This is a genomic window from Pseudonocardia aurantiaca (assembly GCF_039526725.1).
GTDB lineage: Bacteria > Actinomycetota > Actinomycetes > Mycobacteriales > Pseudonocardiaceae > Pseudonocardia > Pseudonocardia aurantiaca.
Genome location: NZ_BAAAJG010000027.1, coordinates 396,082 through 422,134, shown reverse-complemented (window position 1 = coordinate 422,134; position 26,053 = coordinate 396,082). Strand labels below are relative to the sequence as shown.

At 70.8% G+C, this 26,053-nt stretch carries 23 protein-coding genes and 1 tRNA gene; 7 read left to right on the top strand and 17 right to left on the bottom strand.

What is annotated here, in order from left to right:
* Nucleotides 1–159 precede the first annotated feature (159 nt).
* The 8 genes from gndA to ABD143_RS34920 form a co-directional block, all read right to left on the bottom strand.
* A complete protein-coding gene (gene gndA / locus ABD143_RS34955) occupies nucleotides 160–1,623 on the bottom strand; it encodes an NADP-dependent phosphogluconate dehydrogenase (protein ID WP_343986960.1) in 1,464 nt (487 codons plus the stop codon).
* Nucleotides 1,624–1,876: 253 nt separating this feature from the next.
* Nucleotides 1,877–2,749, bottom strand: coding sequence for an LLM class F420-dependent oxidoreductase (locus tag ABD143_RS34950; RefSeq protein ID WP_343986957.1), 873 nt, complete (start codon nucleotides 2,747–2,749; stop codon nucleotides 1,877–1,879).
* A gap of 94 nt (nucleotides 2,750–2,843) precedes the next feature.
* Complete coding sequence (locus ABD143_RS34945) at nucleotides 2,844–3,878, bottom strand: 1-acyl-sn-glycerol-3-phosphate acyltransferase (RefSeq protein ID WP_343986954.1); 1,035 nt, start codon at nucleotides 3,876–3,878, stop codon at nucleotides 2,844–2,846.
* Nucleotides 3,878–4,738 carry a patatin-like phospholipase family protein gene (locus tag ABD143_RS34940; RefSeq protein ID WP_343986951.1) on the bottom strand — a complete coding sequence of 287 codons (861 nt, stop codon included), beginning with the start codon at nucleotides 4,736–4,738 and terminating at the stop codon, nucleotides 3,878–3,880. Before ABD143_RS34940 ends, ABD143_RS34945 begins: the two co-directional genes overlap by 1 nt.
* Before the next feature lie 58 nt (nucleotides 4,739–4,796).
* Entirely contained in the window at nucleotides 4,797–5,591 is a 795-nt protein-coding gene (locus tag ABD143_RS34935) for an SCO1664 family protein (RefSeq protein ID WP_343986949.1), read from the bottom strand.
* 13 nt (nucleotides 5,592–5,604) lie between these two features.
* Nucleotides 5,605–6,171, bottom strand: a complete 567-nt coding sequence (locus ABD143_RS34930) for a DUF3090 domain-containing protein (RefSeq protein WP_343986946.1) — start codon at nucleotides 6,169–6,171, stop codon at nucleotides 5,605–5,607.
* 59 nt (nucleotides 6,172–6,230) lie between these two features.
* The gene (locus tag ABD143_RS34925; protein WP_343986943.1) at nucleotides 6,231–6,935 is read right to left on the bottom strand and encodes a histidine phosphatase family protein; all 705 of its coding nucleotides are present in this window, start codon (nucleotides 6,933–6,935) and stop codon (nucleotides 6,231–6,233) included.
* A gap of 34 nt (nucleotides 6,936–6,969) precedes the next feature.
* On the bottom strand, nucleotides 6,970–7,791 hold the full coding sequence (locus tag ABD143_RS34920) for an undecaprenyl-diphosphate phosphatase (protein WP_343986940.1): 822 nt from the start codon (nucleotides 7,789–7,791) through the stop codon (nucleotides 6,970–6,972).
* Between the two features lie 59 nt (nucleotides 7,792–7,850).
* Here ABD143_RS34920 and ABD143_RS34915 point away from each other — a divergent pair, with 59 nt between their 5' ends.
* Both ABD143_RS34915 and ABD143_RS34910 read left to right on the top strand, forming a co-directional pair.
* Entirely contained in the window at nucleotides 7,851–8,804 is a 954-nt protein-coding gene (locus ABD143_RS34915) for an aldo/keto reductase (RefSeq protein WP_343986937.1), read from the top strand.
* Nucleotides 8,805–8,927: 123 nt separating this feature from the next.
* Entirely contained in the window at nucleotides 8,928–9,182 is a 255-nt protein-coding gene (locus tag ABD143_RS34910; RefSeq protein ID WP_343986934.1) for a DUF5703 family protein, read from the top strand.
* A 6-nt stretch (nucleotides 9,183–9,188) separates the two neighbouring features.
* Here the strand turns inward: ABD143_RS34910 and ABD143_RS34905 are convergent, their stop codons facing one another.
* A complete protein-coding gene (locus ABD143_RS34905) occupies nucleotides 9,189–9,548 on the bottom strand; it encodes a MerR family transcriptional regulator (protein ID WP_343986930.1) in 360 nt (119 codons plus the stop codon).
* Nucleotides 9,549–9,611: 63 nt separating this feature from the next.
* On the opposite strand from ABD143_RS34905, the gene ABD143_RS34900 reads away from it, so the two are divergent.
* On the top strand, nucleotides 9,612–10,793 hold the full coding sequence (locus ABD143_RS34900) for an MFS transporter (protein ID WP_343986927.1): 1,182 nt from the start codon (nucleotides 9,612–9,614) through the stop codon (nucleotides 10,791–10,793).
* Here the strand turns inward: ABD143_RS34900 and ABD143_RS34895 are convergent, their stop codons facing one another.
* Entirely contained in the window at nucleotides 10,794–11,564 is a 771-nt protein-coding gene (locus ABD143_RS34895; protein ID WP_343986924.1) for an SDR family oxidoreductase, read from the bottom strand.
* Nucleotides 11,564–12,880 carry a M20/M25/M40 family metallo-hydrolase gene (locus tag ABD143_RS34890; protein WP_343986921.1) on the bottom strand — a complete coding sequence of 439 codons (1,317 nt, stop codon included), beginning with the start codon at nucleotides 12,878–12,880 and terminating at the stop codon, nucleotides 11,564–11,566. Before ABD143_RS34890 ends, ABD143_RS34895 begins: the two co-directional genes overlap by 1 nt.
* A 90-nt stretch (nucleotides 12,881–12,970) precedes the next feature.
* On the opposite strand from ABD143_RS34890, the gene ABD143_RS34885 reads away from it, so the two are divergent.
* Both ABD143_RS34885 and ABD143_RS34880 read left to right on the top strand, forming a co-directional pair.
* A tRNA-Leu gene (locus tag ABD143_RS34885) sits at nucleotides 12,971–13,055 on the top strand.
* Between the two features lie 470 nt (nucleotides 13,056–13,525).
* A complete protein-coding gene (locus ABD143_RS34880) occupies nucleotides 13,526–15,637 on the top strand; it encodes a DEAD/DEAH box helicase (RefSeq protein ID WP_343986918.1) in 2,112 nt (703 codons plus the stop codon).
* 439 nt (nucleotides 15,638–16,076) lie between these two features.
* On the opposite strand, the gene ABD143_RS34875 is transcribed toward ABD143_RS34880, so the two are convergent.
* A complete protein-coding gene (locus ABD143_RS34875) occupies nucleotides 16,077–17,159 on the bottom strand; it encodes a CocE/NonD family hydrolase (RefSeq protein WP_343986915.1) in 1,083 nt (360 codons plus the stop codon).
* 38 nt (nucleotides 17,160–17,197) lie between these two features.
* Here ABD143_RS34875 and ABD143_RS34870 point away from each other — a divergent pair, with 38 nt between their 5' ends.
* A complete protein-coding gene (locus tag ABD143_RS34870; RefSeq protein WP_343986912.1) occupies nucleotides 17,198–18,442 on the top strand; it encodes an MFS transporter in 1,245 nt (414 codons plus the stop codon).
* 44 nt (nucleotides 18,443–18,486) lie between these two features.
* Here ABD143_RS34870 and ABD143_RS34865 read toward each other — a convergent pair whose 3' ends face one another.
* From ABD143_RS34865 to ABD143_RS34855, 3 genes are all read right to left on the bottom strand, one after another.
* Complete coding sequence (locus tag ABD143_RS34865; protein WP_343986910.1) at nucleotides 18,487–19,869, bottom strand: MFS transporter; 1,383 nt, start codon at nucleotides 19,867–19,869, stop codon at nucleotides 18,487–18,489.
* Between the two features lie 705 nt (nucleotides 19,870–20,574).
* Nucleotides 20,575–20,880, bottom strand: coding sequence for a nitroreductase family protein (locus ABD143_RS34860; RefSeq protein ID WP_343986908.1), 306 nt, complete (start codon nucleotides 20,878–20,880; stop codon nucleotides 20,575–20,577).
* 442 nt (nucleotides 20,881–21,322) lie between these two features.
* Complete coding sequence (locus tag ABD143_RS34855) at nucleotides 21,323–22,192, bottom strand: helix-turn-helix transcriptional regulator (RefSeq protein ID WP_343986906.1); 870 nt, start codon at nucleotides 22,190–22,192, stop codon at nucleotides 21,323–21,325.
* Between the two features lie 578 nt (nucleotides 22,193–22,770).
* Between ABD143_RS34855 and ABD143_RS34850 the strand changes: the two genes are divergently transcribed.
* Nucleotides 22,771–24,102, top strand: a complete 1,332-nt coding sequence (locus tag ABD143_RS34850; protein ID WP_343986903.1) for a PucR family transcriptional regulator — start codon at nucleotides 22,771–22,773, stop codon at nucleotides 24,100–24,102.
* Between the two features lie 37 nt (nucleotides 24,103–24,139).
* On the opposite strand, the gene ABD143_RS34845 is transcribed toward ABD143_RS34850, so the two are convergent.
* Together ABD143_RS34845 and ABD143_RS34840 are read right to left on the bottom strand one after the other, a co-directional pair.
* Nucleotides 24,140–25,324 carry a PucR family transcriptional regulator gene (locus ABD143_RS34845; protein ID WP_343986899.1) on the bottom strand — a complete coding sequence of 395 codons (1,185 nt, stop codon included), beginning with the start codon at nucleotides 25,322–25,324 and terminating at the stop codon, nucleotides 24,140–24,142.
* Nucleotides 25,325–25,339: 15 nt separating this feature from the next.
* Nucleotides 25,340–26,047: a hypothetical protein gene (locus tag ABD143_RS34840; RefSeq protein WP_343986896.1), complete on the bottom strand. Its 708-nt coding sequence runs from the start codon at nucleotides 26,045–26,047 to the stop codon at nucleotides 25,340–25,342.
* Nucleotides 26,048–26,053 lie beyond the last annotated feature (6 nt).

The window sequence follows — 26,053 nt, the reverse complement described above, 5'->3', positions numbered from 1 at the left end:
CGTGCGAGGGCCGTCGCGGAACACCCTGCGGCCAGACAGATCCTCGAGAGATGTCCCGGACGCCCGACCGGCCGCCTGCCATCGCTCGGAGATTACCCGTGCTGTGGCGTTCCGGTTCCGCTGTTCGGCGGGCACGTCCTGCCCCGTCCCGACACAGGATCAGGCGTCAGTGCGCACCTCGGAGCCGTCCTGCGCCCAGCGCGTGTGGAACGAGCCCTTGGCGTCCACCCGGCGGTAGGTGTGGGCGCCGAAGAAGTCGCGCAGGCCCTGAATGAGGTTCGCAGGGCCGCGTTCGCGCCGGTAGCCGTCGTAGTAGGACAGCGAGCTCGCGAAGGCGGGGATCGCCACACCCTGCTGCGTCGCCGTCGTCACGACCCGGCGCCACGCGTGCTGCGCGTTCGCCACGGCCTCGGTGAAGTAAGGCACCATCAGCAGGTTCTCGATCTCACCGTGCTCCGCGTAGGCGTCACGGATGCGGTTGAGGAATTGCGCCCGGATGATGCAGCCACCTCGCCAGATGGTGGCCATAGCGCCGAGGTCGAGGTCCCAGTCGTTCGCCTTCGAGGCCGCGCGCATCTGCGCGAAGCCCTGGGCGTACGCCACGACCTTGCTGGCGTAGAGCGCCTGCCGGATGTCGTCGACGAGGTCGGTCCGGTCCTCGCCCGCCCCCGGGACGGGCCCGGCGAGCGTGGTGGACGCGGCCCTGCGCTCGTCGCGCAGCGCCGACAGCGTGCGCGCGAAGACGGCCTCGGTGATGCCGGTCAGCGGCACCCCCAGGTCGAGCGCGTCGATGGCGGTCCAGCGCCCGGTGCCCTTCTGCTCGGCCTCGTCGAGGATGACGTCGACGAGCGGGCCGCCCGTCCGCTCGTCGGCCTTCTGCAGGACCTCGGCGGTGATCTCGATCAGGAACGACTCGAGGTCACCGGAGTTCCACTCCTCGAAGATCTTGCCGATGGCCGGGGCGTCCAGCCCGGCCACGTGCGTGAGCAGGTCGTACGCCTCGGCGATGAGCTGGATGTCGGCGTACTCGATGCCGTTGTGCACCATCTTGACGTAGTGCCCGGCGCCGTCCGGCCCGACGTACACGCAGCACGGGGTGCCGTCCACCTGCGCGGCGATGCTCGTCAGGACCCCCTCGACCTCGGCGTACGCGGCAGGGTCGCCGCCGGGCATGATGCTCGGCCCGAGCAGTGCGCCCTCCTCGCCGCCAGACACGCCGACGCCCATGAACCGCAGGCCGCGGGCCGCGCACTCCTCGGTGCGCCGCTTGGTGTCGGGGAAGTGGGAGTTGCCGGCGTCGATGATGATGTCGCCCTCGTCGAGCAGCGGTGCGAGCTCCTCGATCACGCCGTCGACGGGCGCCCCCGCCTTGACCATCACGATGATGCGCCGCGGCCGCTCCAGCGCGGCGACGAAATCCTCCAGGCTCTCGGCGGGGGTGAACGACCCTTCGGAGCCGTAGGCCTCCATGAACTCCCGCGTGCGGGCCGTGGTGCGGTTGTGCACGGCGACCGGCGTGCCGCGCCGCGCGATGTTGCGGGCGAGGTTGGCCCCCATCACCGCCAGCCCGGTCACGCCGATGCGGCTCTTCGCGTCTGGCCTGTTCGCGTTCGGCACGGTCATCGTTCTCCCTCGCTCGCCCCGGTGGCGCAGGTTACCGCCAGGGCAACGGGCTGTCCGGCGACCGTGTTCCCCCGCCCCCGCCCAGGAGGGTGCTGAAAAGCTCCGGCCGTAGCGAGCGGCGTCCAGGTGGCCGCATCGCAAGGCGCAGGAGAGGTCCGATACCGCTGTTGTATCGGGCCCGACGACAACGCGGCGAGGTGGCCACCTGGGCGGCGCGCAGTAGGCCCGAGCTTTTCAGCGCGCTCCTAGCTCGTCAGAACTCGGCGGCCGCGGGGATCACCTCGCGGCCGAGGACCTCCAGTGGCGTGATCTCCGAGACCCGCGGCATCCAGCCGTGTGCCTCGCTGATGCCCAGCGCGGCGAGCCCGCGCAGCTGCTCGAGCAGGGCGTCGACGTTCTCGCCCTTCTCGCCGGGGTCGAGCCCGAGCATGACGGTCTTCTCGATCTCCTCGTAGGGCCGCCCGACGGCCTCGCAGTGTCCGCGCAGGACGTCCAGCTTGTGTTCGAGATCCGGGCCGGCGAACAGGTTGCAGGCCTGCGCGTACTGGGCCACGAGCCGGAGCGTCTTCTTTTCCCCGCCGCCGCCGATGAGGATCGGCGGGTGCGGGCGGCGCAGCGCCTGCGGCGAGTTGAGGGTGCGTCCGAGCTTGTAGTGGCGGCCCTCGTAGGACGCGTCGCTGTCGCTCCACATCTGCAGGCAGATCTGCAGCGTCTCCTCGAGCCGCTCGAAGCGCTCCGCGGTGGGCGGGAACGGCAGACCGAGCCCGGTCGCCTCCTCGCCGTTCCACGCCGCGCCGATCCCCAGCCACGCCCGGCCCTTCGACAGCACGTCGAGCGTGGTGACGAGCTTCGCGAGCATCCCGGGCTCGCGGTAGGTGACGGCGGTGACCCACGCGAGCAGCTCGACGCGCTCGGTGCGCGCCGCGAGGTAGCCCAGCGTCGTGTACGCCTCCAGCATCTCGTGCTCGGGCGGGCCGAGCATGCTGATCTGCCACAGGTGGTCCATGACGCTGACCCGCGCGAACCCGGCCTCCTCGGCCGCGACGACGACCCGGGTCAGGTCGTCGGCGAGCGCCGCAGGGCCGGACGGGAAGGTGAAGTCCGCAATGTGCAGACCGATGTCCACGGTGTCTCCTCGGGTACGTGCGCGATGGCAACTGTCATCGACGCTAACCCGCACCGAGCCCGCGAACCTGGCACTGCCGTACCCAGGATGAAGGTCACACCACGCTGCCGCCCGACCCGCTCCGGGTGCTGTCCACCCAGTCGTCGATCTTCTTCCACCAGTCGTAGAGCCAGTCCACCTGCGCGTCCCGCGGCACCTCGTCGTGCGGCACGCGCCACCACCGCATCCGCACGGTCGTGTCGAGCGGCAGCGCCCGCCAGATGTCGGCGACGCTGTAGAGGCGGTCGAGCCCGGCGTGCGCCACCCACACGACGTCGGCCTCGGGCGCCGCGGCGAGTGCGGCCGACACCCCGCCCGGACGCGGTGGCAGCACGTTCCGCATGGCCTCGGACCGGCGCGCCATCTCCTCGAACCCGCCCTCGCGGAGCCTGCGGATGCCGGCCAGCCTGCGGCGTTCGGTGAAGTTGCCGCCCTCGGGGAAGATCACGAACGCGTCGTCGCCGTCCAGGGCCGTGGCGAGCTCCGCGATCCGGTGCTCGGCCGCGTCGCCGTCGGAGTTCGCCCGCCCGACGTCGTGCTCGGCGAGGAACCTGGCCGGCAGCCGGTTGAACACCACGTCGAGTGCCGGGTCCCACTGCAGCGCGGCGGCGAGCACGATCCGCGGCTCGCGCGCGTACCAGTTGACGAGGGCGTGCACCAGCAGGAACGAGTCGCCGGGGCCCGCGTGCCGGGAGAAGACGAGCAGCGGGCGGCCGGAGTACTCGTCCGGGTCCGGGCCCTCGATCTCCACCCGAAGCCGCAGCACGCGCACGGCCTCGCGGTAGAGCACCCGCAAGTACCAGGCGACCAGCTCGTAGTGCAGGCGCTGCATCAGCGGCGTGCGGATCGCCAGCCCGAACCCGGACGCCACCCAGAGCACGAACAGCCCGAGCAGCGCCACGCTCTCCAGCACGAGCGCCACGACCACCACCCACAGCACCCGCAGCGCGCGGAGCTTGCCGGGCAGGAGCGGCGATACCGCCGCGGCGGCGAGCAGCCACACCGGCAGGGTCAGCAGCACCGCAACCGTCAGCCCGACCATCGCGGGCGCGAGCACCGCGCGCCGCACCCAGCGCGGCGGCAGGCCCATCAGACGGCCGTCTCGAGGTACTCCGCCGAAGCCTGCCGGGCCGTCTCGATGCGCTGATGGATGCCCGCCACGTCCCGGTAGCGCAGGGTGCCGCGGCTGTCCCAGCGCGGCGCGGCACCCACCCCCGCCGGGAGCACGTGCACCTCGACGCCGTCGGGCACCTCCGCGAGGTCGCGCGCGAACCGGTGCCTGCGGGTGATCTCGAACGCGACCATCGCCACCTCCCAGGGCCGGCGCGGCGGCCGCAGCGGCGTGTCGATCCGCCCGACCTGCAGCACGAACACCCGTCGGGCACCGAGTTCGACGGCGCGGCCGAGCGGGATGCTGTTGACCAGGCCGCCGTCCAGGTAGTGCCGGTCGTCGAGCTGGACCGGTGGCAGCAGCCCCGGCACCGCGGACGACGCCAGCACCGCCTCGACGAGCGGGCCGCGGTCGAACCAGACCTCAGCGGCGTCCTCGATGCTCGCGGCGCAGCACTGGAACCGCACCGGCAGGTCCTCGATCAGCCGGTCCCCGACCTGCGCGGCGAGCGCGCGGCGCAGCGGTTCCGGCGAGTGCGCGGCCGTGCCCGTGCGCGCCAGCTCGCGCAGCCGCGCCACCGGGCCGGTGCCGAACACCGCCGCGGCGTCGGGAGACCGCCACACCGTCTCCAGCCGCTCCGCGACCTCGGTGGGGTCGGACGCCGCCAGCACCGCCCCGTTCAATGCGCCGACGGACGTGCCGACGACCAGGTCCGGCCGCACGCCCGCGTTGAGCAGGGCCGCGATCTGGCCGACCTGCACGGCGCCGAGCACGCCGCCGCCGCCGAGCACGACCGCTGTGCCACCGGCTTTCGCTGCCCCACCCGTTCCCGCAGTCACGGCGGCCATGCTGCCAGCCAGGTGCGCGCCGCACCTCCTGATGAGATCAGGTGCGCGGTCAGAACGCGGGCCAGGGGATTGCCGGGCCATAGCCCGACGGCTCCGGGTAGCAGGGGTCGGCAAGCAGGCGGTCCACCCGCCGGCGGAGCGCGCGCAGCTCCCGCCGGGTGATGTGCTCGGACAGCTCGTCGGAGAGTTCCGCGTCGAGCGCCGCGCGCAGCCGCTCCACCTTGTCCAGCACCTGGTCCGGGAGCCGCTTCCCCACCCAGCCCCACAGCACCGTGCGGAGCTTGTCCTCGGTGTGCATGCACAGCCCGTGGTCCACGCCGTAGACATTGCCGTCGACACCGGCGAGAACGTGCCCGCCCTTGCGGTCCGCGTTGTTGGTGAGGACGTCCAGAGCGGCCATGGACTGCAGCTCCGGCACGTCCGCGTGGACGAGAACGGCGGGCTCCCCGCGGCCACCGCGGGCGCGCAGCACCCCGAGCCACCCGTGCGGCACGTCACCGGGAGCGCAGACGTCCACGAGCTCGCGCTCGTCGTCGGTGTCGACCCAGACCTGCACCATCCCCGGCCCGAACGGCCCGTCACGCAGGACGGTGGGCGGCACGACGTCGAAGCCGCCCGCCTCCGAGACCAGGAACGCCGAGACCTCCCGCCCGGCGAGGGTGCCGTCCGGGAAGTCCCACAGCGGCCGCTCACCGCGCACCGGCTTGTACACGCACTGCGCCTCGACACCGTCGAGGGCGATGGTGCCGAACAGCGTGGCGTTCGAGGCGTCGACCAGCCGTCCGGTGATGTCGATGCGGCCGCGCCGCAGCAGTCCCGGCACAGCCGGGTCACGAGGGTCCAACGTGTTTCCTGCGTCAGTCCCCGGCGGGGGAACGCTCGTGGTAGCCGTTCAGCCGGACGCAGACGTGGCCCTCGGTGTCGAGGGGCTCCGCACAGAGCGGGCACGGCGGGCGGCCTGCCGAGACGACACGCTCGGCGCGGTCGGCGAACGCGCGGGCCTGCATCGGGGAGAGGAAGACCCGCAGAGCGTCGGGGCCCTCTTCGGTGTCGTCGAGCACCACTGACTCGTCGACCTCCTCCTCGGTGACGGCGAGCAGCTCGACGACGATCGACTTCGTGTCGGCGTCCCAGCCCAGGCCCATCGTGCCGACGCGGAACTCCTCCTCGAGCGGCACGGCGAGCGGGTCGAGGTCGGTGCCGTCACTCTCGTCGGGGAGCTCTGAGCCGAACCGGCGCACCACCTCCTGGAGCAGCGCGCTGATCCGGTCGGCGAGCACCGAGACCTGCTGCTTCTCCAGCAGCACGCTCACGGTGCGGGCGTCCTCGATGGCCTGCAGGTAGAAGGAGCGGTCGCCGGGCTCGCCGACGGTGCCGGCGACGAACCGCTCCGGCTGGCGGAAGACATGTATGACGCGTGACATGGCGACACCGAGAGTAGACCGCCGGGGCGCCCGCGGCACCTCGGCTGCGTGTCACGATGTCAGGCGCCGGTGTCGCCGCCGACGACGGCGTCAGAGCTGCGCGGCGCGGCCTTGCGGCGGCGCTTCGGCTTGGGCGGTATCAGCCCGGCCACGTCGCCGCCGAGGTCGTTGACGCGCGCGACGAACGGGCGCGTCTCGGTGTAGTGCACGACGCTGATCGACCCCGGGTCCACGACAATGCGCTGGAAGTTGTCCAGGTGGGTGGCCAGCGCGTCGGCCAGCACGGCCTTGATCACGTCGCCGTGCGTGCACGCGATCCAGACGGCCGAGGGCCCGTGCTCGGCCGCGATGCGCGCCCCGTGCCTGCGGACGGCCGCGACGGCGCGGGCCTGCATCCCGGCCAGCCCCTCGCCGTCGGGGAACACGGCCGCTGACGGGTGCGCCTGCACCACCTTCCACAGCGGCTCCTTGACCAGGTTCTTGAGCTCGCTGCCCGTCCACGAGCCGTAGTCGACCTCCGCGAGCTCCGGCTCAGAGACCGGGGTGAGCTCGTGGGCGGCGGCGAGCGGTGCCACCGTCTGCTCGCAGCGCAGCATCGGGGAGCACACGATCCCGGAGACCGGCACCCCGTCCAGCCGCCCGACCAGCTTCTCCGCCTGGGCCCGGCCGGTGTCGTCGAGCTCGACGCCGGGGCTGCGCCCGGCCAGCACGCCGCTCACGTTGGCCGACGAGCGGCCGTGGCGGAGGAGGATCAGGGTCGTCACGATCAGCGAGCGTACGTGCGGAGGGACCGGTCGGTCAGGTCGCGGCGATCCAGCCCGCGGACAGCGCCACGAACAGCACCACGCCGAGCACCACCCGGTACCAGACGAACAGGTAGACGCTGTGCCGTTCCACGTAGCGCAGCAGCCAGGCGATCGAGGCGTAGCCGATGACGAACGCGATCACGGTGGCGACGACCATCTGCGGGACAGTCGGCCCGTCGCCCGCGAAGACGTCCGAGAGCTGGAAGATCCCCGAGGCGACGACGGCGGGGATCGCGAGGAGGAACGAGTACCGCACCGCCGTCGCCCGGGTGAGGCCGAGGAACAGGCCGGCGGTGACCGTCGCCCCGGAGCGCGAGACGCCCGGGATCAGGGCCATGGCCTGCGCGAACCCGAGCAACACGCCGTCGGGCACCTTCAGCTGGTGCAGCTCGATGCGCTGCCTGCCGACCATCTCCGCAAGGCCGAGCAGCAGGCCGAAGACGACCAGGGTGGTGGCGATGAGCCACAGGTTTCGGGCCGCGGTCTGGATCTGTGACTCGAAGACGTACCCGAGCAGACCGATCGGGATCGTGCCGATGATCACCAGCCAGGCCAGCCGGTAGTCGGGGGTGGCCCGTACCTGGGGCCTGACGATCCCCCGGAACCACGTGGCTGCGAGGCGGCCGATGTCACGCGCGAAGTAGACGAGCACCGCGACCTCGGTGCCCAGCTGGGTCACGGCGGTGAAGGCGGCGCCTGCGTCTCGCCCGAAGAAGACCTCCGAGACGATCCGCAGGTGGGCAGACGACGAGATCGGCAGGAACTCCGTCAACCCCTGAACGATCCCGAGCACGATGACTTCCAGCCACGTCACGGCCGCGACCGTACTCAACCTCCCAGGGGACGAGCGCTCGCGGGCCTAGGCTCTCAGCTGTGCGACGGCGGCGGATGGGCTCCAGCGGGCTGGAGGTATCGCAACTCGGCCTCGGCACCCTCACCTGGGGGGCCGACACCGACGTCGAGGGCGCGACGGCCCAGCTCACCGCGTTCGTCGACGCGGGGGGCACGCTCGTGGAGACCGCCGACGGGTACGGCGACGGCGCCGCCCAGGAGGTGCTCGGCGAGGTGCTCACGGCGACCGTGCCCCGTGACTGCTTGGTGATCGCCGCCCGCGCGACGCTCCCCGCAGGCCCGCCCGGCAGCCCGCACGGCCCTGGCGCGGCCCGCGGGGCCCTGCTCTTCGGTCTCGACGCCACGCTCAAGCGCCTCGGCACCGACCACCTCGACCTGTGGCAACTCCCCGGCTTCGACGCCACCGTTCCGCTCGAGGAGACCCTCTCGGCGGTGCAGGTGGCCGTCATGGCCGGCAAGGCCCGCTACGCGGGGCTCGTCGCCCCGGCCGGATGGCAGCTCGCCACCGTCGCCGAGCGCGGCCGAGCGCTCGGCGGCATCACGGTGCCGGTCTCCGCGCAGGTGGAGTACTCGCTGCTGTGCCGCGACCCGGAGCCGGAGCTGCTCCCGGCCGCGGTGCACCATGGCGTCGGGCTGCTGGCCTGGGCCCCGCTCGGGCGCGGGGTGCTCACCGGCAAGTACGCCGCCGGCACCCCGGCAGACTCCCGCGGCGCCTCCCCCGCCCTCGCCCCCTACGTCGAGGCGCGCCGCAACGAGCGCTCCGCCCGGATCGTGCAGGCCGTGCTCACCGCCGCCGACGGGCTCGGCACGTCGCCCTTGTCGGTCGCGCTGGCCTGGGTGCGGGACCGGCCGGGGGTGGGCGCTGCCATCGTCGGGGCGCGAGACGCGGCGCAGCTCGCGGCATCGACGGCGGCCGACGGGGTGGTGCTGCCCGCAGAGATCCGGGCGGCCCTCGACGACGTCAGCGCAGGCTGAGCCGTGCCGGCGACCCGTCGCGCGCCCTGGCACGGCGTGGGACGCGCGCCTATGGTGTGGGGATTCCACCTGGAGCTCACCAGTGCGCTGGGTGGCACCCGGAAAAGGGCAGGAGGTGAGCCGGTGAGGCGAGGCAGCCCGACCGGCACGTCCGAGGGAGATCTGATCGACGGGAATCTCGTCGAGGGGGACTGGGAGTACCGCCCGGTCCAGCTCCCGGGGGACGTCTCCCGGATGACCGCGGCGGTGCGGCTGGCGATCCAGGCCGAGTTCGGCGGCTGGGAGCTGTCCCGCGTGCGCCTCTACCCCGGTGGGGTCCGGAAGGTGGTGCTGCGCAGAAGGCGCAGCTCGAGAATGCTGCCGGAGCTCTCCACCTAGGGGCTCCTAGCCGGCGCGCACGGCCTCCAGGTACTCAGCGATCGCGTCCCGGTTGCGAGTCAGGAAGGCGATCCGTTCGGACATGCGATCCCGTTCGGACTCCAGCGTCGCGAGCATCTCGGGCGTCGCGTCCGAGAAGTGGATCACCCGCGGCTTGTCGAGGCACGGGAGGATCTGCTTGATGATCCGGGTCGGCAGCCCGGCGTCGAGCAGCCCCCTGATCTGGACCACCCGGTCGACGGTCTGCTCGTCGTAGGCGCGGTAGCCGTTAGCGCATCGGCTCGACAGGATGAGGCCCTGCTCCTCGTAGTAGCGCAGCAGCCGCCGCGGCGTGTCCGTGCGCGCCGACAGCTCCCCAATGCGCATGTGTCCCGCTCCTCGTCGTCCGGCTTGACCTTCACATCTGTGTGAGGGTTTGAGCATACGAGCATGTCCGTTCCCGTCGCAGTCGAGAACCGGCGGCTACCACTGCCCGCCCTTACCGCACTGACCACCGCCGCCTTCGTCACCGTGCTCACCGAGGCCCTGCCCGCGGGCGTGCTGCCGGCGATGAGTGCCGACCTGGCCGTCACCGAGTCCGCCGCAGGCCAGTCGGTGACGATCTACGCTATCGGCACTGCACTCGCCGCGATCCCGCTCTCCGCCGCAACGGCCGGGTGGCCGCGCCGTCGCCTGCTGCTGACCGGCGTCGCGGGCTTCGCCGTCGCCAACACCGTCACGGCGATCTCGACGTCGTTCCCGCTCACGATGGCCGGACGGTTCGCCGCCGGGGTCGCCGCCGGAGTCGTCTGGGCGCTGCTCGCCGGGTACGCGCGCAGGCTCGCGCCCGCCCACCTGCAGGGCAAGGCCACCGCGATCGTCATGGCGGGCATCCCGCTCGCGCTGTCGCTCGGCGTGCCGACCGGGACGTTCCTCGGCGAGGTGCTCGGCTGGCGGTTCGCGTTCGGCGTCATGTCCGTGCTCGCCGTCGTGCTGGTGGGCTGGATCGCGCTGCTGGTGCCCAGCCACCCCGGGCAGCAACGGGGCACCCGGATCCCGATCCGGCGGGCGCTCGCTGTGCCGGGCGTGGCGCCGGTCATGGCGGTGACGCTCGTCTTCGTGCTCGCGCACACGACCCTCTACACCTACGTCGCCGCATTCCTGGACCGGCTCGGGATGGGCGGCTCGGTCGACCTCGTGCTGCTCGTGTTCGGCGTGGCGTCGATGTTGAGCATCGGGATCGTCGGCGCGCACGTCGACCGGCGGCTGCGCACCCTCACGATCGCCGCCACGGTGCTCGTCGCCGCGGGAGCCGCCCTGCTGGCGACGCTGTCGGCGAACGCCGTGCTCGTCTACCTCGCCGTCGCACTGTGGGGCCTGGGCTGGGGCGGGGTGCCCTCGCTCCTGCAGACCGCCGCCGGGGACGCGGGCGGCGAGGCGGGCGACACCGCGCAGGCCGTGCTCGTCACGCTGTGGAACGCCGCCATGGCGGGCGGCGGCGTGGCCGGCGGGATCCTCCTGGACCACCTCGGCCCGGCCTCGTTCCCGTGGACCGTGCTGGTGCTGCTCGCCCCCGTGCTGGCCGTCGTGCTCGGCGCTCGCACCCACGGGTTCCCGGTCAGGCGGGCCTGATCAGTGGTCCTCCCAGGACAGGGCGGGCGGCGGGGTGCTGCCCTTCGGGCCCGGCACGCCGCGGAACCCGTACGGCTCGGGCTCGCGGCCGGGCTGCACGAACCAGCACTCCCCCGGCTCCCCACGTTCGAGCACCGCCTCCATCGCGTCGGCCACGTCCTCGGCCGTGAGCAGCGGGAACGACCCGAACTGCGCCTTCGCGTGCGCGATCAGGGGAGTGTCGGCGAAGCCCGGGCAGACCGCGTTCACGCGGATTCCCTCCGGAGCGAGCACTGGCGCGGCCGACCGCACGTACCCCACGACCGCGTGTTTGGTCATCGTGTAGAGCGCGTCGCCCGGCATCGCGACCAGCCCGGCCAGCGACGCCGTCGCGATGATGTTGCCGCCGCCCGCCCGGCGCAGCGCGGGCACCGCCGCCGTGAGCCCGAACACCACGTGGTCGACGTTCACACCCATGATCCGCCGGTATCCCGCGAGGTCGAGGTTCTCCACCCCCGACTGCCCCGCCGTCACCCCGGCGTTGAGCAGCACGATGTTGAGCCGGCCGAACGCGTCCTCGGCCACGTCGACCGCCATCGCCATGCCGTCGGGGTCGGCGACATCGCCGGGCAGCGCGAGCCCGCCGACCTCCTCGGCCACCGCGCGCGCCCCCGCCTCGTCGCGGTCGGCGACCGCCACGACGGCCCCGGCCGCGGCGAGCCGGCGCACCGCGGCCGCCCCGATCCCCGACGCCCCGCCGGTGACCAGCGCGGCTCTGCCCGTGAGATCCATCAGCACGTCCTCAGGAAGCGTTCGAGCACTCGCGTGCCGAACTTCAGTGCGTCGATGGGCACGCGCTCGTCGATGCCGTGGAACAGCGAGGCGAAGTCCAGGTCGGGCGGGAGCCGCAGCGGCGCGAACCCGAAGCACTGCATGCCGAGGTTCTGGAACGACTTCGCGTCGGTGCCGCCCGAGAGCATGTACGGGACGGTCGTGGAGCCGGGATCCTCGGCCAGCAGCGCGGCCGTCATGGCGTCGGTGAGCGGCCCGCCGAAGGGCGTCTCGACGCTCGGGAGGTTCGTCACCCACTCGCGCGTGACGTCCGGGCCGAGCAGCTCGTCGACCTCCCGCAGGAACGCCTCTTCCCGCCCGGGCAGCACCCGGCAGTCCACCACGGCCTCGGCCGTCGACGGGATCACGTTGGCTTTGTAGCCCGCCGAGAGCATCGTCGGGTTGGCGGTGTCGCGGATCGTGGCGCCGACGATCCGCGACAGCGGCCCGAGCTTGGCGAGCGACCCCTCCAGGTCGTCCTCGGGGAACTCCAGCCCCGTCAGCTCGGCCATCTGCTCCAGGAAGGAGCGGACAGTGTCGGTGAGCACCATGGGGAACCTGTGGTTGCCCAGCCGCGCGACCGCCTCGGCGACCTTCGTCACCGCGTTGTCGTCGTGCAGGAACGACCCGTGCCCCGGCCTCCCGCGGGCCCGCAGCCGCATCCAGGCGATGCCCTTCTCAGCGGCCTCGATGAGGTACACCCGGCGGTCCTCGGCGAGCGTGAGGGAGAACCCTCCCACCTCCCCGACCGCGTCGGTGCAGCCCTCGAACAGGTCGGGGCGGTTCTCGACGAGCCACTGCGCGCCGTACTTGCCGCCCGCCTCCTCGTCGGCGACGAACGCGAACACGATGTCGCGCGGCGGCACCACCCCGTCGCGCTTGAAGCGCCGCGCGACCGCGAGCGTCATCGCGACCATGTCCTTCATGTCCACGGCGCCGCGGCCCCAGACGTACCCGTCCTGGACGGCCCCGGAGAACGGGTGCACCGACCACTCCGCCGGGTCGGCCGGCACCACGTCGAGGTGCCCGTGCACCAGCAGCCCGCCCCGCGACGGGTCGGCACCCGCGAGCCGGCAGAAGACGTTGTGTCGCCCCGGCGCCCCCGACTCGAGCACCTCCACGTCGAACCCGACGTCCGTGAGCTTCCCGGCGACGTACTCGGCCGCCTCCCGCTCCCCGGTGGTCGTCTCGAGCTCGCCGGTGTTGGTGGTGTCGATCCGGATGAGCTCGGACGCCAGGTCGACGACCTCGTCCTCGGCTGCCCCTGCGGTGGTCACGCGGATCTTCCTACCACCGCCGGTCCCGTCGCGGGCCGCTGGAACGTGTGGGTTATCCTTCTCTCCGCGCAGCCGAGAGGCACGCAGCAGGTCCGGGTGGCGGAATGGCAGACGCGCTAGCTTGAGGTGCTAGTGCCCTTTAACGGGCGTGGGGGTTCAAGTCCCCCTCCGGACACTGAAAACAATTCGTGTCAAGCGTGTCCATGGCCCGCGACCGTTCCCCCAGGACACGGTCCGCGTGTCGTGGCTCTCCCCGGCAGTGCCGCGTCGGCCGGAGCTGGTTCATGATCGGCAAGTCGTCGGCGGCGCGCTTTCTCGTCAGGCGCTACCATCAACGGGAGAACCGACCCCGGCGGACGCCGCTCGTCTGGCGACGGCTGGTCTTGTGCGCCGGGTGCCGCGGCCGTCGACGGCAGTCGATCAGTGGCCAGGCCTTCCCGTCTGCGGGCGGGCTGTCCGGCCTCGCAGCGTCGGTCTCCCGCAGACACATGGGTCCGGGTCGCGTCTCGGAGGAGCCACTTCGGCCATCTCCCCCACGACGCCCATCGCCCGACCACAGCACTGTGCGCGGCGCGGCTGCCATGGCGGCCGTGCCGGGCACCCCGGAGGAGGACGTTAGTGGCTCGACGAGGCCAGCCCCAGACCATGGCTCGCCGTACCGCCCCGCGCGACCGTCGTCGCGGCCGCGACCGCGACGACGTCAACTCGGTGCTCGCCCGCGCCGTCCGGGAGGTCGAAGCAGCCCTCCGGAGCGGCCGGGTCACGCCCGCGACGCGCACCAAGTTCCAGGCCGTCGCATTGCTACTGCGCGATGAGCGCGCCCGGGTCCGGGCGGAGGAGACCCGCAGCGAGACGCACCGGGCCGAGCAGCTCAAGCGCCTCGACGACATCGCGACCATCCTCGCGAAGAGCGCCGTCCGTGATTCCGGGCTCCTGGCGCTCCTCGCCGAGGACGCCGTCGTCTCCGACGAGGCCCGGGCGCTCAAGCGGCACATGCTGAAGACCGCGGGCATCGAGCCGGGCGGCGACGAGCCCCCGCCGGTGGAGCTCCCGGCCGCCGCCACCAAGCCCCGGGTGGTGCCGCAGTCGGTCGTCTCGCGGCATCTGGCCAACCCCTTCCTTGCCCCCGACTTCTCGGCCGCCCGGCCGAGCGCACCCCGTCCGACGCGGCTGGCCACCTGGGAGCTGCTCGGCCCGCTGCTCAGGTCGTTCGAGCGCGCCGGCGGCGGAGCCTCGGCGTGCATGGCCCTCCCCGCGCCGACCTCCCGGTACACCCCGCGCGGCCTGGAGCTCATGCCGCACCAGGCCCGGCTGGTCGCCGCGGCCGCGGCCGGCCACCGGACCTTCCTGCTCGCCGACGAGCCGGGGCTGGGCAAGACGGCCCAGGCGCTGCTCGCCGCGGAGGCCGCGAACGCCTACCCGCTGCTCGTCGTTGTGCCGAACGTCGTCAAGACGAACTGGGTGCGCGAGGCCGGGATGTGGACACCCCGCCGCTCGGCCACCGTGATCCACGGCAACGGTGACTCCATCGACGGATTCGCCGACATCGTCGTCGTCAACTACGAGGTGCTCGACCGTCACGTGGGGTGGCTCGGCGACTTCGGCTTCCGCGGGATGGTCGTCGACGAGGCGCACTTCATCAAGAACAAGGCCTCCCAGCGGTCGCAGCACGTCCTGGCGCTCTCCGAGCGCATCCGGTCCTTCACCGCGCGCCCGCTGCTGATGGCCCTCACCGGCACCCCGCTGATCAACGACATCGAGGACTTCCTCGCGATCTGGCAGTTCCTCGGCTGGATCAACGAGACGAAGCCGCTCGCCGACCTGATGAACGCGCTCGACGAGACCGGCCTGACACCCGCCGACCCGGGCTTCTACCCCGCGGCGCGCCAATGCGTCGTCGATCGCGGCATCGTCCGTCGCCGCAAGGTCGACGTGGCCGCCGACATCCCCGCGCGCCGCATCGCCGACCTCCCCGTCGAGCTGGACGGGCCGGCCGGCCGGTCGATCCGGGCGGCCGAGCGCGACCTCGCTCGCCGGATGGTGGCCCGGTATGAGGAGGCACTGGCCGGCCGCCGGTCCGGTGCCGTCGTCGAGGGCATCGACCACGACCTCGTGCGCCAGGTGGCCAGGTGGGAGCAGAAGGACGCGACCACCTCGACGACCGGCGAGAACGTCTTCAGCATGATGCGACGCATCGGCCAGGCGAAGGCCGGCCTCGCCGCCGACTACGCGGCCCAGCTCGCGCGCAGCGCGGGCAAGGTGGTCTTCTTCGCCAAGCACGTCGACGTGATGGACGTCGCCGAGGAGACGTTCGCCAAGCAGGGGGTCCGCTTCTCGTCGATCCGCGGCGACCAGACGCCCGCGTCGCGGCAGCGGAACATCGACGACTTCACAGGCGACCCCGACGTGGCCATCGCGGTCTGCTCGCTGACCGCGGCCGGCGTGGGCCTCAACCTCCAAGTCGCCTCCAACCTCGTGCTCGCCGAGCTCTCCTGGACCGCCGCGGAGCAGACCCAGGCCATCGACCGCAGCCACCGCATCGGCCAGGCGCAGCCGGTCACCGCGTGGCGCATCATCGCCGCGCAGACGATCGACGCCCGGATCGCCGAGCTGATCGACAGCAAGGCCGGCCTCGCCGCCCAGGCGCTCGACGGCTCGGAGGAGGAGGTCGGGTCCTCGGCCGACGTGCAACACGAGGCGCTCGTCGCGTTGCTGACCGACGCGCTGTCAGCGGCCCCGACGCACCTCGCGAGCTGACGGGGCGAGCGGCCTCCGATCCTTGGATCCGCCGGCCCATGCCGCGTCTCGTAGCACGCGAACATGAACGCCTGCATTGCGCAGGTGGTGCCAATCTCCGTGTCCGAGTCCCCCTCGGACATCAGATCAAGTCTTTGACCAGCGATTTTCTTGCCGGGCTACGTGCCGTGGCGCGATTAGCGCTGGTCACGTCGTGGGGGTTCAAGTCCCACTGGGACACGCCGTCCCTGCACACGAGTCCGGAGCAGATGCCTCTCGGCGGTTTGGTCGCGCACGAGTTGTTCGCTCGACGACCACGTCCCGGGTCGACGGCGGGGAGAGACGCTGCAAACGCCGGACCAGACGGCTCATCGACGTCGTACTCCTTCGGACAGATCGACGGACTGCGGATCACGGCGCCCTCGCGCACTCGGCATAACGATCGTTTGGCACGCAATCCTCACGGCGATGAGGTCACCACGGGGATGGTTACGCGTGTGCTGCTGTCGTGACCGAGGAGCAGGTGCTGGGTGGACGGCAAGGCCGTCACTCCGGTGAGCCATGGCTCGCCGGAGCCGAGATTGCGGTCGTAGAAGGGATGTGCTCCGCCGGAGATCTGGAGCCGGATGCGACGTCCGCGGGCGAATCGGTGTCCGATCGGGCCGAGGTCGATGGTCACGTCGTGTCGCGCACCTGCGCTGTTCACGCGGCGGACCAGGCCGTGGATGACGTTCAGCGACTCACCGTCCGGAGTCACTTCGCAGATTCGTACGAACAGATCGCAGCAGGCGATGGTCGATGTGACGGTCAGGGTGGCGTCGACCTGGCCGACGCAGACCAGATCGGCGCCGAGAGGGTCCGTGGTGAACGTGAGTACGTCGTCGCGAGCCTCGAGGTCGGAATTGTCGCGGCATCCGCCGGCACCGTGGTCTCCGAAGGCGGACAAGCCGACCGCCGGAGTGGGGTCAGCCGGGTCGTAGCTGAAGCCGAGGGTCTGCTCACGGTGGGTCTCGGCAGGCCGGCTGTGTTCCCGATCGTCGTCCATGCAGAGGGAAAGGTCGGGTGCAGGGCGGAGAGTGAGCGTTCGCGTGCTGGGAGGCCAGGTCTTCGGCTCGAACGGTTCCCCACCGGGCGTCAGCAGGAGCAACGCCTCGGCCTGGGCGCCGTCGACGACCCGCCCGGCGCTGTCATGGCCGCGGACACACCGGTCGAACCAGGTGAGCGTTTCGCGCGCAACCACGGCATAGTCCAATGTGGAATGCGTCCACGGTCCGACCACCCAGCGCCGGGGCGTTCCGCTGCGGCCGAGCCGCTCGAAGTCCTGGTACATATAGGTCCGGTGGTAATCGAACCAGCCGTCGATCAGCAGTGTGGGGATCCCGGACGACTCGAGTACTCCGGAGAAGTCCAGGGGCTTCCAATGGGGATCGTCCGGTCCGTGGCGAAGCCGCTCGCGGAAAAAGGGCAGCGCCCGGCCGGTGAGGGCGACATCCGCCTCACCCAGAGGTAGATGGAGGAAGACGTCGTCCGGGATGGCGGGCACTCTGGGCCCGAGAGATCCGGCATCCGGCGGCGAGGACGGTGTTAGCCGGACTGGGCGCGGCCGGGCTCTGGTTCTACACGCAGGGCCTGTTCTTCGGCCCCGTCAGCAAGGCCTTCGGCGTTCCCACCAGCGAGATCACCATCGTCGGGCTCTACGCCGTGCCGCTGGCTCTCGCCTGCGCGTACCCGTTCGGTCGTCTGGTGGACCACGTCGGGCCCAAACGCGTCGCGATCTTCGGCATCCCGTTGTTCGCCGCCTGCATTGCCGCGTGCGCCTTGTATCGCGGGCCGTTCTGGGGTTTCCAGGCCATCCTGGTGGCGACGACGGTGCTCGGGGTCGGAGCGGGCCCGACGATCTACACCCGCATCGCCAGCGCCCACTTTGTCCTGGCGAGAGGGAAGGCGCTCGGATTCACCCTGGCCGGCCTCGGGTTGGCCGGGCTCGTCCTGCCACCGCCCTTGACCTTGATCATCCAGTCCGGCGGATACCGGGCGGGCTATGCCACTTTGGCCGGTCTCGCGCTCCTGGCGCTACCACTCGTGCTTCTGCTCGTGCGCTCGGACCGCGCGGGGGACCCCGGCCATGGCCAGGATGACAAGGGCGAGCCGGGGGCCGCGTCGAGCGCCCGCGAGACAGCCGGCTGGGACGCCTGGCCCGCGCTGCGCTCTCCCACGTATCTGGTGATGGTCGCGTTGTTCATGGTGAGCTGCATCGGGACGACCGCGATCTTCGTTCAGCTCTCGCCCATCCTGCAGAGCCATGGCCAGTCTCCGTTGCAAGCCGCCTCCGCCGTGTCACTCGCCGGCCTCGGCGTGATCATCGGGCGCGCCGGCGTCGGCGCGCTGATGGACCGGTTCTTCCCGACCCTCATCGCCGTCGTCCTGTTCCTCGTGACCGCGGCCGCGGTTTCGCTCCTGCTGGTGCCGGCGGCATCGGGGCTGTGGCTGATCAGTGCTTTCGCCGCCGGGCTCGCGCTCGGCGCGGAAGGAGACACGGTCGCGATGCTCGTCGCGAAATACTTCGGGCTGCGCTCGTACGGTCAGCTGTATGCCGTGGGCTACGCGCTCTTCGGCCCCGTCGGCGCGTCGGTGGGCCCGTATCTGACGTCGGCGCAGTTCGAGAGGACCGGCTCCTACACCAGCGCCGTGATCACCTCGATCGTCCTGCTCGTTCTATCGAGCCTGCTCGCACTCGCTCTACCCCGCCACTCGCTGGAACCAAGAAGAAACAAGATCGTCGCCGCGAACCACCGGACAGATGCGGCACTCGCGGACAGTGGTTAGGTCGGTCCATCGCGCCCCCAAGAGCGCAACGAGGAAGCCGGAGGCTAGAGGCTTGGGCCGTTACCCCGGGTGTGGGGAACGCAGAGCAGAGTGAGGACCGCGCCGAGGAGGTACCCGGCGGCACCGACGGCCATGAACGTCGAGACGCCGGTGGTCAGCCCGGCCGCCGCGATGAGGGACCCACTGATCGCGACTCCCGCAGCCGATCCCGTCTGCCGGGCCGTGTTGAGCGTCGCCGACGCGGTTCCGGCGTACCCGGTCGGGGCGGCGTCCATGACCGTGGAGGTCGCTCCCGTGAGGGTGAACGACGTGCCGAAGCCGCAGGCCAGCATGGCGACCACGAGTACCGCGTAGCTTGGGGCGTCGCCGGCTACCGCCCAGATTGCCAGGCCGACGCATGCGGTCAGCAGCCCGATGAACATGAGGCGCCGGTGTTCGAAGCGGTCGGACAGCCGGCCCGACAGCGCGGACGCCACCATCGTGACGGCCATGGCGGGCAGCAGAGCGAGCCCGGCCAGTGCGGCGCTGAGGTTCAGGTGCTGCTGGAAGTAGACGCTGGCGGCGAAGATCATGCCGTAGAAGCCGAAGTTGAACAGGAAACCGATGGCGGTTCCGCCTGTCAACGGTCGCGATCCCACCATGGTCCTGGGCAGCGGCGGGTTGGGGCCGAACCGCTCGCGCAGGACCAGGACGCCTGCGGCCACGGCCGCGACGAGGACGCCGCCGATGACCGCCGGCCCTCGGATGCCCTGGCGGCCCACCTCGTTGAGAGCGGTGATGAGGGCAGCCACGGTGACGACGACGGCGGCCTGCCCGAGTGGATCGATGATGCGCCCGCGGTCGCGCGGGGACGGCCCGACGGTCGCCATGGTGAGCACGAGGCACAGCAGTCCGACGGGCAGGTTGATGACGAAGACCCAGCGCCACCCGACCGTGGTGGTCAGGACACCGCCCACGAGCGGGCCGGCCGTGGCCGCTACGCCCGCGATCGCACCCCATAGTCCGAAGGCCCGTGCCCTGGCCGTCGGCGTGAGGTAGACCTGTTGCAGCAACGCCAGCGAGCCCGGCACCAGCAGGGCGGCGCCACCGCCCTCGACGAGACGGAACGCCGTGAGCGTGATGACATCCCCCGCGACGACGCAGCCGAGGGATGCGACGGTGAACGAGGCCACCCCTAGGCAGAACACCCGGCGGTGCCCCCAACGGTCGCCCAGCGCGCCACCAAGGAGGAGGAACCCCGCGAAGGCGACGGTGTAGCCGTCCACGACCCACTGCAGGTCCGTCAGGGACGCGGCCAGGTCACGCCCGATCGCGGGCGCCGCCACGTTGACGATGGTCACGTCCAGGATGACCATGAAATAGCCGCAGCAGACCGCGAGCAGGGGCGCCAGCCCCACGCTGACACCCGGCTGGTCAGAGGCAGCCACGGGGCCCGAGCCTGCCACGCCGACGTCATCCGCATCAGGGGCGGGAGCCGGCGCCTCGCGCACCTGCTCGAAACAGCAAGGCGACGCCAGCGCGCACCCCGGTCGGGGAACACGAGTCGACCGATCTCGACCAAGCAGGTGAAACGCGCCGCCTGCGGGTTCCGCAACCGGGACGACTACCGCCGCCGAGTACGGGTGCACTGCACCCGGCGCACCCGCCGATTATCAGCCGTTCGTTCCCTGTCACGTGGAGATCATCGCCGCGCAGACGATCGACGCACGGATCGCCATCGACAGCAAGGCCGGCCTCGCCGCCCAGGCGCTCGACGGCTCGAGGAGGTCGGATCCTCGGCCGACGTGCAACACGAGGCGCTCGTCGTGTTGCTGACCGACGCGCTGTCAGCGGCCCCGACGCACCTCGCGAGCTGACGGAGCGCTGATGCATGCACATCTGCTGGCCCGGCGGCCAGTTCGACGAGGAGTACAGGCCCTCGGCGCCTCGCGGTGTTGGCATGTGCATCTGATCGTCCCTTCCCCGTCACGTTCGCCGGGCGTGGTTCACCCCGGACGCGGACGGCCTCGCAGTTGTCATCGACGCTGGTCCTGTGTAGCCGGGAACCCGAGCCAATCTTCGGTGTCCGGTCGCCCCGTACTCCTCGCCCGATACGGCATGCCCGTAGTCGGGCATGCCGCATCAGCGGTGGATCAACCCAACTTCGCGTACTGCGGCTGAGTGGGACCACGAACCGAAGCGCCGTCCGGCCCGGCGGTCTCGGCGGCCGCGACTATCAGCGCGGACGCGGCGTGCGCCCACGCCTGGTTGCCCGGCGCGAGGGCGTCGAAGGCGGCTGCGTGCGCGGTGCTCCCGCGGCGCGCGACGGCGAAGCGCCACGGCTGGGTGTTGGAGGCGCTCGGTGCCCAGCGGGCGGCCTCGAGCGATGCGGTCAGCTGGACGTCGGTGAGCTCGTGCCGCGAGTCGAATGCGCGCGGGCTCCAGCGCCCGACCTCCACCGTGCCGCGGGCACAGGATTCGGAACCGATCGGTGTTCACAGCACAACGGGACTACGCGGCCGCCCATCGAATCCGCCCGATCCCGGCAAATGGTCGAGTCGAACGACCGACCGCAAAACATGCCGAACACGCTGACGAGTCACGAATCAGGACATGCCGCGCGCGACCGCGCGGGCGACCACCGAAGTTCGACACCGCGGCCTACAAGCAGCGCGACACCGCCGAACGCGCCTTCAACTAGCTCAAGACCTTCCGCGCGGTCGCGACACGCACCGACAAACGCGAGTACATCTTCCATGGGACCATCGACGTCGCCTCGATCAAGATCTGGCTCCGTGGCCCAGCCGCTCAAGATCCACCAGACACTAGCAGCGACGCCACCAGCACCGTCTTCGCCGATCACGGCAGTATTAACGTGAGCGGAGGGCCCGCCTCGGATCGTCAGTGGAGGACGCCGAGCGAATCGCTGCGGAGCGGGGTGGCGGCTTCCCTGTCGAGCATTCTATGCAGTCGGTTGGAGGTGTCCGTCCCGAGGACAGGCATGAAGATCACCAGATGCAGGTCGGGATGATCCGCGGGTGTGAAGTTGTGCTGCCGGAGGTGCAGGTCGCCGAGGACGGGATGGCGCACCAAACGCTCGCGGGTGGGTAGCACGTCGATCGAATGGCTCTCCCAGATCTCACGGAAGGACTCGCTGGCCTCGAGCAGCCGCTTGACCAGGAGTGCGAACGGCGGATCGGTGAGCCGCGGACCGGCCTCGGCCCGGAACGCGGCGACATACGACCGGGCGGTGCGCTCCCAGTCCGGCAGGAGATCGCGCAGGTACGGGTCGGTGAACATCAACCACAACATGTTGCGATCCGACCCCGCGACGGTCGGCACGTTCGGGTACACCGCCGTATTCATGGCGTTCCACGCCAAGATCCCCCAGTCCGGGGCGATCGCATACGCCGGAAACTCCTCCAGCGAGTCCAGGAACTGCCGAACGTGGCCGGGGACCGTCGGGGCGACCGGATCGGCGACCGGAGATGGGGCGGAGTAACCGGCCAGCGACAGCAGGTGGGCGTGTTCGGTGGTGGACAGCAGCAGCGTCCGCGCCAGCGCGTCGAGCACCTGCCGGGACGGTGCGACGTCGCGGCCCTGCTCCAGCCACGTGTACCAGGTGACGCTGACAGCCGCCAGGTAGGCGACCTCCTCGCGGCGCAGGCCCGAGGCCCGACCCCCAATCAGGGGCAGCCCGAGTTCGCCACGAACTACCTGTCCCCGCCGAGCTCTGAGAAAAGCGCCGAGCATGGCAGAATTGCGGGTCACTTGTGCTCCGTTCGTGAGGCATACGTACAAGCCAGCGACGGTGCTGACATGTGGTCACAGCAGTACAGCCTCGGTGCGGAGTCGGGATCGCGGTACGTGGCCGCGGACAGCACGGTGCGCCCCGTGGTTGTCTGCGGGAACAACGGCAAAGACCGACACAAGGCGCGTACCGCCGAAAGTAAACACTGCGCCGGCGAAATTTGTTCCGGCCGGGTCGATCAGTGAGGGCCTGATCGGAAATTTAGGTGATTCGTACGGCTGCGGCTCCAGCGTCCGGTTGCGGATCGCGAGTTGAGAGATCGAGAAAATGCGGGTTTTGCGGAATATGGAGCTCTTGGTGTCAGCGAGGTCTTCACAATGACTTGTCCGTGCCGGACGGGTGGCCGGACAGGTGGAGGGCTGCGCCCGTGATCGGGCGCTGGTGCCCGCGCTACCAGTCCCGCCGAGACGATCGCTGGAAGGCTTACAGCATGACGATCAGCTCGGGTGGGACCGGCGTCTGGAACGCGGGCTTGCGACACGGCGGCCACATCGCCGATAGCAGACACATACCCGCTAGCCACCACGGGGGTGGACAGGTGACCGACGTCGGACACCGTGATCTGAAGGGGGCCGACGAGGAGTCCATCGACGCGAGGCTCTTCGCCATCACGGCCATCGCCGCCGACGGGTTCGACCGGATCAGTCGGGACTTCACCAAGCTGTTACTCTCCGAAATCCCCAATCTGCGCGGGGACGCACTTCTCGAGGGATTGTTGCATGCCAGCGTCGACGAGAATATCGGCGCACTGCTGCATCTGCTCGGGCTGCAGATCTCGATGGAGAACGTCGCCGCACCCAGCGCGGCCACCGAATACGCCCGGCGGCTCGCCCAGCGCGGTGTAAGCGTGATCGCATTGGCGCGCGCCTACCGCATCGGTCATGCCCTGTTCCTGGAATGGTGTCTTCGGGAGGTTTCCGAGCAGGAAGCGGACCCGCGGTTGCTGCAGGCCATCACGAACCGCATTCTGGAGTTGAGCTTCGCATACGTCGACCGAGTATCCGAGCAGGTGGTCAGCGCTTATCAACTGGAACGTGACCGGTGGCTACTCACCCAGAATACGCTGCGGATCAAGAACCTACTGGCCCGCAAGGAGTTCGACCTCGACACCGCCGAGTCTGCCATCGGGTATCGGCTGCGCCAGTTCCATGTGGCCGTTGTCGCGTGGGTGCCCGAGCCGGCCCAGGCCGGCGAAGGGCTCGTGCGCCTCGACCGGTTGGCGCGTGCGCTGGCTGACCTGGGATCTGCAGGATGTCCGCTCTTTGTGCCCTTCGACGAATCCATTGGGTGGATCTGGCTGCCCTTCGGGGCCCGCCCGAACGTCGACCAGGGAAAGCTGCAGGCGATCGTCGGAGCGACCGACCCCACCATCCGGGTGGCCGTCGGCGAGCCCGAGAAGGGGATCGAAGGGTTTCGTTCCAGCCACCAGCAAGCGATCGCCACGCATAACATGGCGGTGGCCGTCCAGTCGTCGCGCCGCGTCACGCTTGCCGAGCAGGTCGGGCCGATCGCGCTGATGTGCCGGGATCTGGACGCCGCCCGAAGCTGGGTCCGCAAGGCGCTGGGCTCGTTGGCGACCGACAAGAACAACAACCGGCTCCTCCGCGAGACCCTCCGCGTCTTTCTGGAGACCGGCGGCAGCTACGTGGCCGCGGCGGAGGCCCTCAACCTCCACCGCAATACCGTGCAGTACCGCCTCCGCAAGGCGGGGGAGCTGCTCCCGACCCCGATCGCCGACCGGCGATCCGACCTCGAACTCGCGCTCCGCGCCTGCGACCAACTCGGCTCGGCGCTCCTCGGTGACAACGAGGTGAGTACATCCGTGCGCAATCCCCGGCGCTTCCACTCCGTGCAGCCGCATCTCGGATAGTCGGAAACGGTGGATCGGGTCGCCGGGCAGACGGTGGTCAGCTGTGGCAGGGCAGCTCCGACCACGCTCGGACCGCGGTGACGAGCTCGGCCATCTGTGCCGGAGCGCTGAGCGACCTACCGGTGGCCTCTTCGATCCGGCGCAGCCGGTAGCGCACGGTGTTCGGGTGAACGGACAGTGCCGCCCCGGCGGCGCTGGCCGAGCCGTCAACGTCCAGCCAGGTGAGCAGCGTGTTGATCAGCAGATCGCGATCCTCCGCGCGGAGATCGAGCAGCGATCCGAGGATCGACCGGGCGGCGTCGAGCGCCGCGTCCGGTGCCGACGCCACCAGCATCGACAGCGGGCTGTCGCTGAACTGCTCGACCCCGGCACCCGGCCCCTGACGGTCCAGCGCCAGCCTGGCCAGCCGCAGCCCAGATCTCGCCTGACGCAAGCGCGTGAACACGGGGCTCACACCGACCCGCGCCAGGGCATGCCGCGACAACGTTCCCAGCACGCTCACGGCCTGGGCAGCCCGGCGTAACGTGACAACTCCCACGGACTGGTCGGGCTGCAGGCGCCACACCGAGCTGACATCGAGCGCGGCCAGCGCCGGCTCCACCCGCGGCAGCGGGTCTCGGCCCAGCTCGACCGCCTCGGCGGCGACGACCAGGAACTGGCCCGCCAGCGGCAGCCGCAGCGCCTCCGCGACCTCCCAGAACGAGCCCTCGCCCGTCGAGTCGGCCAGCACGGCCTCGACCAGCGCGCTGTGCTCACGCTGATTACTACGCACGATCTCGCGGTACTCGTCCCGGTAGCCGCCGACCGAGGCTTGGGCATAGGTGCTGTGCAGCCGGAACATGTCACCAGCCAACTCGACCAGCACGGCATCGCTCACTTCCGGCAGGCCGCGTGCCGCCGCGACGAGTGCCGTCCAGATCTCCGCGAAACCCGCGCGGTAGGCAGCGAGCATCTCCACCAGCGGTGCCCCTTGGACCGCTCGGGCACGGCCGGTGGCCACTGGCGCCGTGACGTCCGTGGTATCGCGGCCGAGCAGGCCGCCGAGCACATACTCGATGTTGGCCTGCAGTGACTCGCGCAGTTCAGCAGCGTCGACAACACCACCGGCAGCGTAGAACGGCACGTCCACGCGGATCCGGGCGTACACCCGATCCAGCAGATCAGGCGCCTGCTCCTGGAGGAGTTGCACGACCTGGCCGCGGCCCAACGCGTTCGCCGTCACCGTCGAAGAGTGGGCCTAGCCCCGTGCGCTCGACCTCATCGAGCGCTCAGCAAGGGCGCGACGGGCGCGCACGTGACTCGGCAGGTACCTGATGACGGCGTGGTAAGCGCGCTCTGCGCGGGCGCGGCCGCCGATGTGTTCCCAGGTATGTCCCCAGTTGAACAGCATGGAGCCGAGCGGGAGCGGGGATACGTCGGCGTAGCAGCGTATTGCGGAGGCGAACGTGGAAACCGCCTCGCGGGTGGCGCCGAGCGCCAGCTGACAGCACGCGATGCGCAACTGCCGTGGTGCCGACGGGAGCCCGCGGCTGTTCGCGAGTCGGATCTCCAGCGCTGCGCGATGGTCACCAACTGCCTCCAGCAGATCGGCTTGCACCTCGGCGACGTCAACCGGCGGGGCGGCGTTGGCTGTCGCCTTCGCCAGGGCCTCCCCGGCATCAGCCGGTCGGTGCAGCATGGCGCTGACCTGGGCGAAAGCCATCCAGGAGCGTTGGTCCCGGGGGGCCTGTTCGACCAGCGCCTGCGCCAGCGCCTTGGCATATCGGAGGTCGGCATCCCGGGCTGTTACCGAGTAGCGGCTCAAGATGCCATCCAATAGCTGGGTTCCGGCATCGACCCGGCGGGTCTCGGCGTACCAGTGCCGCAGATTACTCAGCTGGATGTCGAGGTTCGACAGCGCGATCGTCTCCGACGTACACAAGGGCAACGGAACCGCGAACTCCATGTGCAG

Bases quoted from the DNA above. Each gene is read 5' to 3' on its own strand.
- ABD143_RS34880 (WP_343986918.1), top strand. From the start codon at position 13,526: ATGGCTCGCCGTACCGCCCCGCGCGACCGTCGTCGCGGCCGCGACCGC.
- ABD143_RS34895 (WP_343986924.1), bottom strand. From the start codon at position 11,564: ATGGATCTCACGGGCAGAGCCGCGCTGGTCACCGGCGGGGCGTCGGGG.
- ABD143_RS34905 (WP_343986930.1), bottom strand. From the start codon at position 9,548: ATGCGCATTGGGGAGCTGTCGGCGCGCACGGACACGCCGCGGCGGCTG.
- ABD143_RS34945 (WP_343986954.1), bottom strand. From the start codon at position 3,878: ATGGGCCTGCCGCCGCGCTGGGTGCGGCGCGCGGTGCTCGCGCCCGCG.
- ABD143_RS34930 (WP_343986946.1), bottom strand. From the start codon at position 6,171: ATGTCACGCGTCATACATGTCTTCCGCCAGCCGGAGCGGTTCGTCGCC.
- ABD143_RS34840 (WP_343986896.1), bottom strand. From the start codon at position 26,047: ATGGAGTTCGCGGTTCCGTTGCCCTTGTGTACGTCGGAGACGATCGCG.
- gndA (WP_343986960.1), bottom strand. From the start codon at position 1,623: ATGACCGTGCCGAACGCGAACAGGCCAGACGCGAAGAGCCGCATCGGC.
- ABD143_RS34900 (WP_343986927.1), top strand. From the start codon at position 9,612: ATGTCCGTTCCCGTCGCAGTCGAGAACCGGCGGCTACCACTGCCCGCC.